General features: G+C 70.7%; 15 protein-coding genes. 3 read left to right on the forward strand and 12 right to left on the reverse strand.

The genetic code is table 11. The features are described from left to right. Positions 1-54: 54 nt before the first annotated feature. The 5 genes from ACFPIH_RS39870 to ACFPIH_RS39890 all read right to left on the reverse strand — a co-directional run bounded on the left by ACFPIH_RS39870 (position 55) and on the right by ACFPIH_RS39890 (position 7243). Complete coding sequence (locus ACFPIH_RS39870) at positions 55-2340, reverse strand: HelD family protein (protein WP_381182929.1); 2286 nt, start codon at positions 2338-2340, stop codon at positions 55-57. A gap of 53 nt (positions 2341-2393) precedes the next feature. Then, positions 2394-3011 carry a TetR/AcrR family transcriptional regulator gene (locus ACFPIH_RS39875; protein WP_381183021.1) on the reverse strand — a complete coding sequence of 206 codons (618 nt, stop codon included), beginning with the start codon at positions 3009-3011 and terminating at the stop codon, positions 2394-2396. Between the two features lie 40 nt (positions 3012-3051). Continuing rightward, positions 3052-3942, reverse strand: coding sequence for a hypothetical protein (locus ACFPIH_RS39880; protein WP_381182927.1), 891 nt, complete (start codon positions 3940-3942; stop codon positions 3052-3054). A gap of 98 nt (positions 3943-4040) precedes the next feature. Next, entirely contained in the window at positions 4041-6173 is a 2133-nt protein-coding gene (locus ACFPIH_RS39885) for a phosphotransferase (RefSeq protein ID WP_381182925.1), read from the reverse strand. Positions 6174-6370: 197 nt separating this feature from the next. After that, the gene (locus ACFPIH_RS39890; protein ID WP_381182923.1) at positions 6371-7243 is read right to left on the reverse strand and encodes a winged helix-turn-helix domain-containing protein; all 873 of its coding nucleotides are present in this window, start codon (positions 7241-7243) and stop codon (positions 6371-6373) included. 172 nt (positions 7244-7415) lie between these two features. Here ACFPIH_RS39890 and ACFPIH_RS39895 point away from each other — a divergent pair, with 172 nt between their 5' ends. After that, on the forward strand, positions 7416-7598 hold the full coding sequence (locus ACFPIH_RS39895; RefSeq protein ID WP_381182921.1) for a hypothetical protein: 183 nt from the start codon (positions 7416-7418) through the stop codon (positions 7596-7598). Here ACFPIH_RS39895 and ACFPIH_RS39900 read toward each other — a convergent pair. Further along, the gene (locus ACFPIH_RS39900) at positions 7589-8320 is read right to left on the reverse strand and encodes an HAD family hydrolase (RefSeq protein WP_381182919.1); all 732 of its coding nucleotides are present in this window, start codon (positions 8318-8320) and stop codon (positions 7589-7591) included. The two genes, ACFPIH_RS39895 and ACFPIH_RS39900, sit on opposite strands and share 10 nt — an antisense overlap. 29 nt (positions 8321-8349) lie before the next feature. Next, a complete protein-coding gene (locus tag ACFPIH_RS39905; RefSeq protein ID WP_381182917.1) occupies positions 8350-9249 on the reverse strand; it encodes a FadR/GntR family transcriptional regulator in 900 nt (299 codons plus the stop codon). 160 nt (positions 9250-9409) lie between these two features. Here ACFPIH_RS39905 and ACFPIH_RS39910 point away from each other — a divergent pair, with 160 nt between their 5' ends. Next, positions 9410-9604, forward strand: a complete 195-nt coding sequence (locus tag ACFPIH_RS39910; protein WP_381182915.1) for a hypothetical protein — start codon at positions 9410-9412, stop codon at positions 9602-9604. On the opposite strand, the gene ACFPIH_RS39915 is transcribed toward ACFPIH_RS39910, so the two are convergent. The 3 genes from ACFPIH_RS39915 to ACFPIH_RS39925 all read right to left on the reverse strand — a co-directional run bounded on the left by ACFPIH_RS39915 (position 9594) and on the right by ACFPIH_RS39925 (position 12676). Beyond that, positions 9594-10502 carry a winged helix-turn-helix domain-containing protein gene (locus ACFPIH_RS39915; protein ID WP_381182913.1) on the reverse strand — a complete coding sequence of 303 codons (909 nt, stop codon included), beginning with the start codon at positions 10500-10502 and terminating at the stop codon, positions 9594-9596. The genes ACFPIH_RS39910 and ACFPIH_RS39915 overlap by 11 nt on opposite strands. A gap of 296 nt (positions 10503-10798) precedes the next feature. Beyond that, positions 10799-12046, reverse strand: coding sequence for a GNAT family N-acetyltransferase (locus ACFPIH_RS39920; protein WP_381182911.1), 1248 nt, complete (start codon positions 12044-12046; stop codon positions 10799-10801). Between the two features lie 63 nt (positions 12047-12109). Then, entirely contained in the window at positions 12110-12676 is a 567-nt protein-coding gene (locus ACFPIH_RS39925; protein WP_381182909.1) for an RsiG family protein, read from the reverse strand. Between the two features lie 165 nt (positions 12677-12841). On the opposite strand from ACFPIH_RS39925, the gene dtd reads away from it, so the two are divergent. Beyond that, complete coding sequence (dtd, locus tag ACFPIH_RS39930) at positions 12842-13267, forward strand: D-aminoacyl-tRNA deacylase (protein WP_381182907.1); 426 nt, start codon at positions 12842-12844, stop codon at positions 13265-13267. On the opposite strand, the gene ygfZ is transcribed toward dtd, so the two are convergent. Both ygfZ and ACFPIH_RS39940 read right to left on the reverse strand, forming a co-directional pair. Next, positions 13264-14229 carry a CAF17-like 4Fe-4S cluster assembly/insertion protein YgfZ gene (gene ygfZ / locus ACFPIH_RS39935; protein ID WP_381182905.1) on the reverse strand — a complete coding sequence of 322 codons (966 nt, stop codon included), beginning with the start codon at positions 14227-14229 and terminating at the stop codon, positions 13264-13266. The genes dtd and ygfZ overlap by 4 nt on opposite strands. A 9-nt stretch (positions 14230-14238) precedes the next feature. Beyond that, a complete protein-coding gene (locus ACFPIH_RS39940) occupies positions 14239-14682 on the reverse strand; it encodes a Fur family transcriptional regulator (RefSeq protein WP_381182903.1) in 444 nt (147 codons plus the stop codon). Between the last annotated feature and the right edge of the window lie 14 nt (positions 14683-14696).

Consider the following 14696-nt stretch of genomic DNA (forward strand, 5'->3'; position numbering starts at 1 on the left):
GGAGCAGGCGAGTTCCGGTGACCTACGTCACATCAGCCCCGGGCGTCCCGTACGTCACCAGGGAAGCGCCCGGGCGTGCACCACGTCCAGTCGGGACACCGCGCGGGTCAGGACGACGTACAGCCGGTTCAGGCCGCGCGGCTCGGCCTCCGCGATGGCCGCCGGCTCGACGGCGACGACATGGTCGTACTCCAGGCCCTTGACGAGGGTGGCGGGGATGACGGTGATCCGCGGGGACGGGGTGAGACCGGCCGCGTCGAGGGCCTCGCGCACGTGGGACGCCTCGGCGTCCGCGGCCACGACCCCCACCGACCCCTCGTGCGCGAGCGCCTCGCGTACGGCGGTGACGACGGCGGCGACCGGGTCGGCGGCGCCGTCCGCGCGGCGGATGCGCAGGGCGCCGTCGCGGCGGAGCGAACGGGCGCGCGGCACGTCGGTGCCGAGGCGGTCGAGGAGGCGGTCGGCGAGGGCGAGGACCGCGCCGGGGACACGGAAGCCGACGGTCAGCGGGACGACCGTCGCGTCCGGCTTGCCCAGGTGGGCCAGTTGGACCGGCCAGGAGCGGGCGGCCCAGGGGGTGGTGCCCTGCGCGAGGTCGCCGAGGACCGTGAGCGAGCCGAAGCGGACGCGGCGGGCGATGGCCCGGCACTCCATCGGGGAGAGGTCCTGGGCCTCGTCGACGACGACATGGCCGTACCCCTGCGGGTGTTCGAGGAGGCCGCCGATCTCGTCGAGCAGGACGAGATCGGCGGCCGACCAGCGCGCGGAGCGCGGGGAGCGGGGCGGGCGGGACCAGCCGAGCGCCGCCTGTTCCTCCTCGTCGAGGAGCCCGTCCGCCGCCCGCGCCAACTCCTCCCGGTCGCCGAGCAGTTCGGCCAGCACCTCCTCCGGGCGCAGCTTCGGCCACACCGCGTCCACGCACGCGCTGACCGCCCGCGCGCGTTCGATCCGGCGCAGCCAGGCGGCGGGGAGCGCGCCGGCGCGGCGCTCGGCCCGCTCCTGGATCCGCCGCACGATCCGGCTGCGGACGCGCTCCCGGCCCACCTCGTACGGCGGCTCCTCGGCGAGCACGCCGGCCACGATCCCGGCCACCTCGTGGCCCGCGACCCGCCAGCGGTACGACCCGTCGGGCACCGCGACTTCTTGGGCGGGCCCGGTGGTCACCCTGCCGTACACCGCCCGGCGCAGCACCTCCGCCATGCGCCCGTCGTGCTTGACGGCGGCGGTGGTGTCGGGATCCTCCCCCTTGACCGGGTGGCGGGCGATCTCGTCCCGGAGGGTGGACTGCCGTACGCCTGTCTCGCCGAGCGCGGGCAGCACCTCGGCGATGTAGGAGAGGAACGTGCGGTTGGGGCCGAGGATCAGCAGACCGCCGCGGCGGATGCGCTGCGGGTGGGTGTAGAGGAGGTAGGCGGCGCGGTGCAGGCCGACGGCGGTCTTGCCGGTGCCGGGGGCACCCTGCACACAGACCGAGTCGGCGAGCGCCGCGCGCACGAGGTCGTCCTGCTCGGGCTGAATGGTGGCCGCGATGTCCCGCATGGGCCCGACCCGGGGCCGCTCGAGCTCGCGCGAAAGCAACCCACCGGCCACCACGACCTGCCCACCCGCAGCCCCACCGACCGACCCCTCGGCCCCGGAGGGCGGCACACCCGGCGCCGCCGACTGCCCACCCACAGCCCCACCGCGCGCCGCACCCACCGACCCCGCAGCCAGATACCCCTCACCCGACCCCGGCACCGCGGGCTCCCCGGCCACCGACACCTCCCCCGACCCACCCGAGCCCGCCGGCGACCCCGCCACCGACACCTCCCCCGGACCGCCCGGACCCCCAGGCTCCCCCAGGCCGACCGAGGCCGCCGGCTCCCCCACCGTCAGGTACTCGTCCTCCATCCCCGTCAGGTCGGTCGAGTCGCCGCGGCTGCCCGGGGCCCAGCCGAAGCGGCGGCGGATCGCGACGCCCTGGGGGTCGCGGGTGCTGGCCTGGTAGAAGGCACGGGAGACAGGGGCGCGCCAGTCGACGACGAGGGGCGGGGCGGCGGGGTGCGTGCTGATCCGGAGCCGGCCGATGTGATGCCCGGGGCCCTGCCCCACGAAGTCCAGCCGCCCGAAGAACAACGGCCCCTCGGGCAGCTCGTGCAGCGCCTTGGCGCGGCTGCGCAACCCGTACCCGAGAACCTCGGCGTCCGCCCCGGAAGCGGAGACGTCCTCCCCGACGACCACCTGCTGATCGGCACCCTCGATCATCGCGGCGAGAGCAGCACGGCAGACGTCGTGGTGGGCGCGTTCGCGGTGCAGGGCGGCGGTGAGGTCTTCGCGGGCGGTGAGATCGGCGGACGTCATGCAGCAAGGTTAACCAAAAACGTAACCGAGTTACATCTTTTACCAAGTAACGCTCAGCGGAGTTCCGGCAGCCCCGCCTCCAGCACCGCGAACGCCCGCTCCGCCGCCGCCTCCGCGTCCCGCCGTACGTCCTCCACGGCCTCCCCCGCCACGATCCGCCGCCAGTTCTCCTCCGCGAGGATCCGCCGTACGGCGATGATCTGGCCGGCCGCCAGCCGGGCGTCGAGACCGCCGCCGAGCACCTCCGCCAGGGCCGTCTCCGAGCGCTCCAGGTAGCCGTGGAGACGGGCGACGAGGGAAGGGGTGCCGTAGAGCATGTCGTAGAAGGCGCGGACGGCCGGATGGTCGTTGAGCCCGGTGACCGGATCGGAGGCGGCGAGCCCGGCGAGGAAGTGCCGGCGCAGGGCGGGAAGCGGCCCGACCCCCTCCTCTCGCGCGGCGACGACGACCCGGGCGGACTCCTCCTCGTGGTCGGCGATCTGGTGCAGGACCAGGTCCTCCTTCGACGGGAAGTACCGGAAGAGCGTCGGCTTGGAGATCTCGGCCGCGGCGGCCACCTCGGCGACGGACACCGCGTCGAACCCCCGCTCCAGGAAGAGCCGGACGGCGATCTCCGACACGTCCTGATACATCCGCCGCTTCTTCAGCTCACGCAGCCCGGTGTCGCGCACGTCGCTCATGACGGGGAGCCTACGGCAGCCGTGGCGGGGTTCAGGCGGGAGCGGGACCGCGCCACGGCGGGGGTGCGGCCAGCGTCCAGAGATTGTCGAGGTGCCTGTTCCACGTGGCGATGAGGGCCTTGGAGTCCTCGGACCCTTCGAGGGACCAGACGTTGAGGTCCGTGCGGTAGCCCTTGGGGTCGTAGTACTCGGGAGCCGCCCCGCGCAGCACCGTACGGGCGATCACGTCGTAGAGCCCATGGAGCACCAGCTCACGGTTGAAGATACAGATCTTGTCCCTCGGGATGCCCGGGTAGACGCGGTACTCGCACCGGGCGTTGACCCGTCCCTCGGCGGTCAGTCGCTCGGCGAGCCCCGACAGCGTCTCGTCGTACTCCTGGCACTTGCCTTCCAGGCGCTTGCGGAAATCGGGGTCGTCCACGGGGACACCCCTCTCGCCGACCCTCGACGGGACCGTCATGGCCTGGGCGAAGTCGGGGATGAGCACCCGGATGGTGACGTGCCGGGTCGGGCCGGGGTCCTCGATCAACCCTTCGAGGCGGTGGTAGAGCTCGTTGTAGAGGGTCTCCCCGGTGTAGCCGAGAAACCTGATGTCCACTGCCCGAGCGCGAAAGGCGTCGCTCACGAAGGCGCCCAGCTCCCGCGACTTCACCTGCCCCCGGGTGGGCAGGCGCAGCGAGGAGGACAGGTCCTTCACCGTGTCGTAGAGCACGTAGCCGACCAGGCTGAGGAGGGCGCCGCCGAGATACGCCTTGCCCTCCATGGCGTCGCCGACCGGTTTGACGAACTGGGCGGTCAGCCCGGTGACGAAGATGCCGATGAGCAGGACCCTGGTGACCACCGGCTCCAGACGGTCCTGGTAGCGCCGCAGCGCCTGGCCCACACCCCCGGCGCCCGTCGTTCGGCTCCCCCGCGCGGACATGGCCGTCCCCCTCGCGCCGTACGCCCGATGGGGCGTCATATGTCCTTGGATGGAACGGAGTTCAACCGGAATGTGTCCGGTCCCAGGACATGGTCCACCTACGCCAGGGCGCGGGCAAGATAGGGGTTCGCCGTGGCCGGCATGGGGAGGCCCAGTGAGGCGGTGGCGGCCGCGAGGGTTCCCGCGTAGGAGTCCACCGCGCGCCGGACGTTGGGCGCGTCCAGGCTGGCCCCGGTCACCAGGCGGTCCAGGTCGATGTAGGCGGAGCGGACGATCTCGATCCAGCGGTAGACCAGCCAGTCCTGCCGCCAGTTCCTGGTGTACTCGGGGCTCAGGCTCTGCTCCCAGCGGGCGAACATGCGCTCCCTGATCTCCGGGCGGGTCGGCGTCAGGTGGATGTGCCGGACCAGGTCGTAGAGGGGGTCGCCGACCAGGGCCATCTCCCAGTCGATCAGGGTCAGGGCCAGTGGGTCGTCACGCTGGACGAGGTTCCACGGATTGAGGTCGCCGTGCAGCAGGGCCGGCGCGCGGGGGCTCAGCCGGTGCCGGGAGAGGATCTCCCTCAGCCGCCAGTCGTCGGGGAGCCCGAGCGTGCGGGCGAGTTGCAGCGACTCCTTCGGCAGGTTGCGGACCAGATCGACGAGCTGTTCCTTCAGCCACTCGTAGAAGTCGGTCTCACCGGCCGCCGGGGCGACCACGGTGTGGTCCACGGCGGTCAGCGCGCAGAGCTGGTCGACGAGGGCGTCCGCCTCGTGCGGGAGAAGGCCGTTCACGGGGTGGCGTGGCGGCTCGTCGAGGCCCGTCCCGACGTAGGTGTGGATGGCGAATGAGTCGTTCGGGTAGCTCTGGCCCAGCGCGAGGACCCTCGGCGCCGCGACCCGGGCACCCGATTCCTGGATCGCCCAGAGCACGACGTGCTCGCTCAGGTACTTGGGCTCACGCCGGGAGACGTCGGGCAGCTTGCGGCGGACGACCACGGTCGTGTCCCGGACGCAGACCACCGAGTTGAGGTGCGCGGTTCCCTTGAACACCCGGTCCGCGGGCGCCGCGCCCTCGGCCAGCAGCGCCTCCCGTACGGCGGCGTGCGGGAAGTCGGGATGCTCCCCGAAGCGGGGATCCGGCCGCCAGTAGCCGGCCTTCGCGATCCAGTACCGGCCGCCGACGTCGCCGTCACCGCGGGACGCCAGCCAGCGGAAGAGGGCCCGCTCGATCTCACCCTCCGCCGGGACGTTCCTGAGCCGCAGCGGCTCCTCCGCCGCCCGCAGCGCCCGGTGCACCTCCACCGTCGCCTCATCCAGGCGCTTCTGCGTGAACGACTCCCGCAGCGAGCAGGCGGCCCGCATGACGTCCGGGTAGACGGACTGGGCGCGCTCGAAGTCGAGGTAGTGGCGCAGGTCCTTGGTCAGCCCCTTGACCGCGCTGGAACGGAACCCCCGCATCGCCGCGGCCCACGCGCCGATCACCTCGGACCACTGGTGGTCCGGGTACCGCATGCGCACCAGGTGCGTGGCGAGGTCGTGCAGGGGATCGCCGTAGGTCGCGAGTTCCCAGTCGACGCAGATGAGGGGCGGAGAGCCGTCGTACGAGACGATCAGGTTGTCCCTGTGCAGGTCCGCGTGGAGCAGGCTGTACGGCCGCCGGGTCATTGCGGGCACCCGCTCGGCGAACCGGAGCAGGGCGTCGTCGGCAATGCCCAGCGCCTTGAACAGTCCCCCGAACTCAGCCCAGTTGGGCCTGCGGATCTGTTCGTCGGCGAGGCGGGCCAGGGTCTTCAGAAAAGCCTGGCTGTCGCTGTGGTTGGCCGGCCAGGAGTACGGCAGCTGCGGCAGCGCCGCCCGGCGCACCTGCGTCATCTGGGCCAGCAGCCCGGCCAGCGCCTGGAGCAGCAGGGTGTCGACCGGTTTACCGTTTCCGCAGATGGTGGAGAGCGGCACGCCTTCCACATAGCTGTGGATGGAGTACCCGTCCCTCTTGCCCAGGCATTGGGGCGCGTGCGGCAGGACCCCCCGCAGGGCACCGAGCACGGCGGCCTCGTCCTGCCAGGTCCTGATCACCACGGGCAGGGCGTCGGCGCGCCGGACGCGCACCGTCACCGGTGTGCCCGGCGCGCGGCCCACCAGCCGGGCCGCGCTCTCCGTGAGCGGCAGCACATAGTTGCGGTTGTGGTGTCCGCTGGATGCCTGGGTCGATTCCGCGTCCCGGACGAAGGCCCGGAAGACCCTGTCGGACACGTCCTCGGCGGCTCGTTCCCCGGGATGACGAGGGGGAACAAAGTGGTCGACCACTGGCCGCTCCGGAAGTCGTGCTGGGTGGGTGGGGCAAACGGTCGAGGCCGTTCGAGCCTGGATTGTTCGCCGTCTCGTACCTATACGGATGAGACGGGAGTGGTTGCTCGGACGATTGGGGAATGCTAGCGCACGGGTCCGGGCTATTCGGCGAGAAGATTCCAGACCGAGTCGAACCACGACTGCCAGGTCTCGACGAAGACCGTTCCCGACGAGTTCGCGTCGGTGTCCTTCACATGATGGGTGAGCGTGGCGCCCAGACCCAGGACGTCGAGCGCGGTGATCTCCTCCCCGGAATCCAGTTCGATCTGCCGCTGGATCACCTCGTACGGGCCGTGCAGTGCCTCCGTGCCGTTGAAGAGGTAGAGCTTGAAGGCCGGCGTAAGGGACGCGTGCCGGATCCGGACCTCGACGGACGGCACGAGGTGCTCGGTCTTCAGGTCCTTCAGTACCGCGCGCAGTGAGTTGGTGTGCCGGGTCGTGATGTTGAGCAGGCGGTCGCGCAGCCGGGGGTCCGCCCTGTCCTCCTTGACCCTCGGGTACGGCAGCTCCAGGTCCTCGGCCGGCAGGATCATCCGCAGGCCGATGTGCTGGGGAGTGATGGAGCCGCCACGGATCCGCTCGGCCTGCAGCCGGATGTGCGCGTCCAGGGACTCGGACGTCAGGGTGTAGACGTCCAGGGTCACTTCCGGCTGTTCGAACGCCTCGCTGAGCAGTGGTCCGAGGGTCGCCCCGTGGCGCTGTCTGGTGGCCTTGGACGTCGAGGACTGGATCCGCTGCGTCTTGACCACCCGCGAGCCGCTGCCCTGGCGGGACTCGATCCAGCCCTCGTTGCCCAGTTCCCGCAGGACGCGCTGGACCGTGTCCCGGGAGACCCCGTACTCCTCCGCCAGGTCCCGCTGGGAGGGCAGGAAGGAGCGCAGCGGATACGTCCCGTCGGTCATCCGGGCACGCAGATCGTCGGCGACCCGCTGGAACTCCCTGCCGCCGACGTCGGCGCCCTGCTGTGCGTCCACAGGGCGACCGTACCGCTCCCGGTCCACTGCCAAACCACTGACCGTCAAGTCTCAGGCAGGGTCGGCCGATTAAGGATCAGCGAGGCCGGGAAAATCCCACGCGAGGCGGCAACCAGTCCAATTGGACCGGAGGTTGCAAACTTCACTGACACCGGCAAGGAGGTGGAATGGCATGCTCCTGTGGTCCGTGTCACGGGAACTCCTCGGCCTCGCCCTGGGCAGTCTGGCGCAGGCAAGGTTCGGTACGGCGGGCCTGGTTCTTCTGATCATGCTCGGCGCGGGCGTACGGGCACGTCACAACGGCCTGGCCGTGACGGCGGCGGTCGCGCTGATGATCCTCGTGAGTCAGGCCTGATCCCTGACGAGTCGTAGGACCGCGTCCAGCGAGTTCACCACCGTCGTCGCGCCCGCTCCGCGCAGTGCCTTCTCCTTGTCCTGGTTACGCGCGTAGCCCAGGAAGGGAACGCCGGCGCCGCGGGCGGCCAGGAAGTCGGAGGGCGTGTCGCCGATCATCAGGGCGGTGTCGGGGGCGGAGCCCGTGGCGCGCAGGGCGCGGTGCAGACAGTGCGGGTGGGGCTTGAGGAGGTGGAGTTCCTGGGTGCGGCCGTAGATGTGCGGGGCGAAGCAGGAGTTGAGGCCGCGGGTGGTGAGGTACTTGGCCACCACCCGGGGCGAGTTGTTGGTGGTGATCGCCAGGCGCAGGCCCAGGGCCGCCCAGGTGCGTATCAGGGGGTCGGCGTACGCCGTCGGCATCGCCGAGGACGCGGCCCGCATTTCCTCCTGGGTGAGACGCTCCTCCAGTTCGGCCACCAGATCGCTGCCGGGATGTCTGCGGGCCACGGCACGCAGGACGGCGTGCGGATCGAGCGACTCGCGCTCGGCATCCGTCAGCAGGCCGTGCAGGCCCCGCCCTTCGAGCCACTCCACCAGGCCGTCGGCCACCCCTTCCGCCGAGTGGCCGGCGAAGAGCCGGCAGATCGGCCCGTCGAAGTCCCAGAGGACGACCCTCGCGCGCGTGATCGACTCCCGTAGATCCGCGGTCTCGTTCCGCTTCTCGTACCCGCTGTCGGCTGCCACCTGTTCAGTCTGCGTCGTATCAGAGGTCACTAGGAGAGTGTCAGGTCCGTCGTGATGGTTTCCCAGAGGGCGTCGAACCACTTCTGGGATTCCTCCACGAAGGCGGCGTCGCGCTGGCCTGCCGACCTCTCGAAGGAGAAGAGGAGGGACTCGGTGCCCAGCACGTCGTACATGTCGAGCGGCGGCCCCGTGTCGGGGCGCTCCTCGCGGCGCGTGACCATGTAGTACGCCATCAGCGCCTCCGTGCCGTTGAGCAGGTACAGCTTCACCGGCGGGGTGAACGGCAGCGCGCGGAAGGTGATGTCGACGTCGATGCCGTGGGAGCGCAGGGTCTGGAGGTTGTGGCGCAGGACGTGACCCTGGGCGTTGCGCATGGCCAGCCAGCGCTGGTGGACGGGGTCGTCGTCAGCGGTGGGGCCGGCGACCGGGACCGGGAAGGCGAGCGCGATGTCCCGGGACGGCAGCAGGATCCGGACGTCGATCTTCTGGGGGTGGATCACACCGCCGTGGATCAGGCGCAGGGGCTCGCCGAGGGCCGGGATCAGGCTCTCCGCGGTGAGACAGGCCGCGTCTATGCGGACGTGCGGGGCGGAGAAGGCGGCGGTGAGGCGGGGGGCCAGTCCGACCATGGTGGGCTGGGGCTCGTCGTGACCGGGGGCGGGCGGTTCGGCGATGCGCGGCGGGCTGCCCTTGCTGACGTTGGTGAGCAGTCCGTCGTCCTGGAGTGCGCGCAGGGCCTGGCGTACGGCGCCGCGCTCGACGCCGAACTCGTCGGCGAGCTCGGCCTGGGTGGGCAAACGGTCGCCGGCCTTGAGGTCGCCGCCGCGGATCCGCTCCCGCAGGACGTCGGCGATCTCCTGGGGCGAGGCCCCCCTTCTGTTGCCGTTCACTGCCACGCTCTCCGCCACGCTCTCCTGGGTCACGACCAAACGGTACAACTTAGATCCATCTAAAGGGAGTTGATTGAAAGTTGTTTAGAGGTTGTTGCCAAGTGGGGACAACATAGATGAAGTTGGCTACCAACTTAGCGAAGTTGCAGGAAGTTGGTAGGTGCTTCGCTTCCAGTGCTTTCGAAAGGGGGGAAACACCATGCCCGTCCTCGCCCTCGTCTCCGCCGTCGTCGTGGTCGGCGTCGAGCAGACCATCCAGTGGAAGTACGGCACCACAGGCGCCGTGGGTCTGCTGCTGCTCAGCGTCGGCATCAAGGTCAAGAGCCCGGCCATCAGCTCGGTCGGGGCCGTGATCCTCGCCCTTCTGGCCACCGGGCCCGCCGTCAGCTCGTGAGCAGCAGCTCCGAGCTGATCGTGTCCCACAGCGCGTCGAACCACAGGCGCGACTGTTCCACGAAAGCCGAGTCGCGCGGTCCGGCGCCCTGTTCGAAGGCGAACAGGACCGACCGCGTGCCCTCCGCGTCGTACATCTCCAGGTGCTCCTGATCGATCGTCTGTTCGCGGCGCTTCACCGTGTAGTACGCGAACAGCGCCTCCGTGCCGTTCAGCACGTACAACTTCACGGGCGGGGTGAAGGGCAGCGCGCGGAAGGTGACGTCGACATCGATGCCGTGCGTGGAGCGCAGCGTCAGCAGATTGTGCCGCAGCACCTGGCCCTGGGCGTTGCGATGGGCCAGCCAGTGCCGCTGGAGCCGCTCGGTGGCCGAGACGTCCACCGGAGTCGGGAACGCCAGTTCGATGTTCCTTGAGGGCAGCAGCACCCGGACGTCGATCTTGGCCGGTTTCAGTCGTTCGGCATGGATCTGACGCATCGCCTCGCCGATCGCGGCCGTGAGCGAGACCGCGGTCAGACAGAGGGCGTCCACCTGCACGTGATCCGCCGCGAAGGCCTCCGTGATCCGCGGGGGCAGGGCCGCCATCGAGGGCAGCGGGGTCGCGGCCGGGCCGATGAGCGGGCCGGCCGCGTCGGACCGGGGGGCGACGGTCGCCGGGCTTCCCTTGGAGACGTTGGTGAGCAGGCGCTCCGACTCCAGGATCCGCAGCGCCTGGCGTACGGCACCGCGCTCCACCCCGAACTCGTCCGCCAGCCTGGCCTGCGTGGGCATGCGTTCGCCCGGCCGCAGCACCCCGGTTCTGATGCGGGTGCGCAGCTCGTCGGCCACCTCGCGGTGCGAACGCTGCGGCCGTTCCGCCCTCCTCCGACCGTTGACGGAGGCATGTTCCGGCTCCACGTCCGAACAGTACAACTTCCCGCCATCTTTGGGCAGTTCAAAGAGAGATGGTTATAAGACGCTTCCAAGCGGACATAAGTACAGTGAAGTTGGCTGCCAACTTCGCTAACCTGGTAAAAATTCCAGACGGTTGGCTGATCGAGCTCCCTTCCGGAGGGGAGCCGGGAGCCCGACAGCCGGCACCGAGCACAGCCACAACTGCAGATCGCCGCACAGCCACAACCGAACATCGCACGCACAGCCACAACTGAACAGCTACGGATGCACAGACACCGATCCCGCTACCCGAGGGAGGTTCAGAACAGATCCGGGCACCAAGGCCGCCCGGACGTGCGCAGCAGGGCGTCCGCCCGTCGGGCGGCGCCCGCTCGTTCTTCCCTGATCCGGCCCAGCGCCGCGAGCCGCACCGCCGACTGGTCGCCCAACCAGAGCGACCCCAGCTCGGCCACGTCCAGCGTGAGATCGGCGCTGCGGCTCGTCGGCACACAGGACGCGCCCTCGGCGCCCGCGTCCAGCGCGAAGCGCCCGCCGGCCGGCCCCGCCCGGTCGACCACCTCCAGGACCAGACCGGCGCCCGTCCCGTCGTACGTCCGCGCCTCCATGGCCGCCACCACGTCCAGCAGCCGCACCCACAGCCAGTCCGCCTGCGTGGTGATGCTCGCCGCGCGCGGGTCCGGCAGGAGCAGCGGAAGCAGGTCGTCCGGGGAACGCCAGCCGGACTTCACCCGGGCGATCCAGTCGATGGAGCACAGGTAGTGCCACAGGGCGCGCTCCGCCGCCGGGGTCACCGACAGCAGCCAGTGCACCGAGGCGGTGTTCCACGGCTGCTTGCCGTCGGTCCACTCGTCGTCCGAGCCGTACGCGACCATGCCCTCGACCTCGCCGTCCGCCGAGCGGTACACCGCGTGGAAGGGCTCGGCCCAGTCACGGCCGTTCACGTTCAGCACCCCGGTGTTCATGTCCCACCAGCGCTCGTGCCGGCTGACCGCGCCGGGCTGGGCGCGCCGCAGCCGGTCGTGCAGCCCGGGGCCGAGCTTGCGGACCTCCTCGCCGTCGACCAGGTCGATCCGGCCGCCGCTCAGGGGGACCTCGCCACGCGGGTCGAGACCGGCACGGGCGACGTCGATCGTCCACTCGGTCATGGTCGTGGCCGGGCCGAAGCCGTACCGGCCGTAGATCCGGTACTCGGCGGCTATGAGGGTGGCGACGACGTCCCCGCGGTCCTTCGCCGCCGTCAGGTCCTCGGCCATCATGCGGGTGAGGAGGCCGCGCCGGCGGTGGGTGGGCGACACGGTGACGTTGGAGACGGCGTCGGCGGGGACGGAAGCGCCGCCCACCACCGTGAGCTCCTGCGGGAAGGAGCGGAACGTGGCCACACAGGCACCCTCGTCGAAGGCGCCGTAGGTACGGGAGCCGGAGTCGGCCAGCGAGGTCCTACGGTCGGCGAGGGCCTGCGGAGTGGGGTTCGGCGGGCGGAGGAAGCCCGTGTTCAGGGCGCGGATCCAGGCCGGCAGTTCGGGGTCGGTGATGAGGCGGACGTCCATGGCGTCACGGTAGGTGCGGGCCAGGACGACTGTCGCCGCAATTTCCCTCCTCCCGAGGACGGGCTACACCAGCAGGTCGTCCACCTGGGCCTCGCCCTCCCGGTATCTGCGGGTGATCTCCGCGCCGCAGTCGTCGGCCGTGCGCTGAAGACGCTGCCGGCACCGGGAGACCTGCTGTTCGTACCGGACCAGGCGGGCCATCGCCGTGTCGAGTTCGGGGTCGGTGCGGGCGCCGAGGTCGGAGAGTTCGACGTCGGAGAGCATGTCGGCGGCCAGCCGGCCGTACTCCTCGCTGTGCGGGGTGCCGAGCGTGACATGGCGGGCCGAGGAGCGGTGGCGGGCCGGGGCGTCGGTGAGGATCTCCGGCAGCCGGTCGACGACGGAGGCGGCGCCCGTCGGGGAACGCCGGGCCAGTTCGGCGCGCAGGATGTCGATACGTCCCTGCAGCAGCCGGCGCACGTAGCTGAGGTCCGCCTCGTCGCGCTGGGCGCCCTGGCGCAGGGTGCGCAGTTCGGGCAGGCTCAGCCGGCCCAGATCGTGCTCGGGCGGTTCCGCGGGCAGTGCGGGACTGTCGCCGCGCTGGGCGGGCGGCCGGTGTGTGGCCGGCCGCCCGGTACTCGGTGTGCTCATGGGTGTCCCTCTACCGTCCCCTCGACCGGCGCGTGGTGGAAGCATCGTGCCACCCCAAGTCGCCGCTATGTGACCGAGTCCCCCCGAACGGCCCCAGATAGTGCCTTAAGGAGCAAAAATGGGCCCTGCGCACGTGCGTGCGAGGCACCCGGCATGATGGTCCGCATGCGAGCGGTGGTGCAGCGCGTGGACGGCGCGAGTGTCGAGGTGGACGGCGAGACGGTCGGGGAGATCACCGGCGAGGGACTGTGCGTCCTGGTCGGGGTCACCCACGAGGACACCAAGGAGAAGGCCGCCCAGCTCGCCCGCAAACTGTGGTCGGTGCGGATGCTGCACGAGGAGAGGTCGTGCAGCGACATCGACGCGCCCCTCCTGGTCATCAGCCAGTTCACGCTGTACGGCGACGCCCGCAAGGGCCGCCGCCCCACCTGGAACGCCGCCGCTCCCGGACCGGTCGCCGAGCCGCTCGTCGAGGAGGTCGTGGCGCAGCTGCGGGCCCTCGGCGCGACGGTGGCGACGGGCCGGTTCGGCGCGCGCATGCGGGTCGCGCTGACGAACGACGGCCCGTTCACCGTGCTGCTGGAGATCTAGGGCTCGACCACCATTTCCTGGGCGGCGGCCGTCGTACCGGCGATCAGCGGGGCGTCCACCGGTACGTTCCGCTTCACCAGGGCGAGCGCCACCGGGCCCAGCTCGTGATGCCGTACGGACGTCGTGATGAAGCCGATCTTGCGACCGTCGGGGGCCTCGTCGGCGACGCGGAGCTCGGTGCCGGCGACGGGGAGGTGGACCTCGCTGCCGTCGAGGTGGAGGAAGACCAGCCGGCGCGGCGGCTTGCCGAGGTTCTCGACCCGGGCGACGGTCTCCTGCCCCCGGTAGCAGCCCTTCTGCAAGTGCACCGCCGTACCGATCCAGCCCAGCTCGTGCGGGATCGTGCGGTGGTCGGTCTCGAAGCCGACGCGGGGGCGGTGCTGCTCGACGCGCAGTGCCTCGTAGGCCAGGATCCCGGCCGCGGGACCGGCCTTCCCGGCGTACGCCTCCAGGTCCGCGCGCGGCAGGAAGAGATCACGGCCGTACGACGTCTCGCGTACGACGACCCCGTCCGGGACCTCGGCGATGGAGCCGGCGGGCAGGTACAGGACCGCGAACTCGTCCGTCCGGTCGGCGACTTCGACCCGGTAGAAGAACTTCATCGACTCCAGGTAGGCGATCAGCGCCTCCTGGCTGCCGGGCTCGACATGGGCCCAGACCGTCTCGCCGTCGTCGACCAGGTAGAGCGCGTGCTCGATGTGGCCGTGCGCGGAGAGGATCAGCGCCTCGGTGGCCCGGCCGACCGGCAGGTCGCTGACGTGCTGGGTGAGCAGCAGATGCAGCCAGCTCAGCCGGTCCTCGCCGGTGACGGCGACGACTCCGCGGTGGGAGAGGTCGACGAATCCGGTGCCGTCGGCGAGGGCGCGCTGCTCACGGAACAGGTCGCCGTAGTGGGCGGCGACGCTTTCGTCCACGCCCTCGGCGGGGACGGCGCCGGGCAGGGTCAGCAGAGGGCTCTTCATGTACCTAGCCTACGACTCGGTAGTTGAAGTCTTTAGCTTGAACGAGCAGTCCTGGCAGCGGCCGAAGATCGCGAAGTGCTTCATGTCGGTCTCGAAGCCGAAGGTCTCGCGCAGCTTGGCCGTGAAGTCGGCGGCCACCGCCACATCGGTCTCGATGACGTTGTCGCAGTCACGGCAGACCAGATGGATGTGGTGGTGCCGGTCGGCGAGATGGTAGGTCGGCGCGCCGTGCCCGAGATGGGCATGGCTGACCAGCTCCAGCTCCTCCAGCAGCTCCAGCGTCCGGTAGACGGTCGAGATGTTGACCCCCGACGCCGTCTTCCGTACTTCGCCGAGGATGTCGTCGGGGGTCGCGTGCTCAAGAGTGTCCACGGCTTCGAGCACGAGCTGCCGCTGCGGCGTCAGCCGGTAGCCGCGCTGCCTGAGATCGCTCTTCCAGTCGGTGCTCACCACACCACAGAGTCTAG

The organism is Streptomyces vulcanius (assembly GCF_042653945.1).
Taxonomy (GTDB): Bacteria; Actinomycetota; Actinomycetes; order Streptomycetales; family Streptomycetaceae; genus Streptomyces; species Streptomyces mangrovi.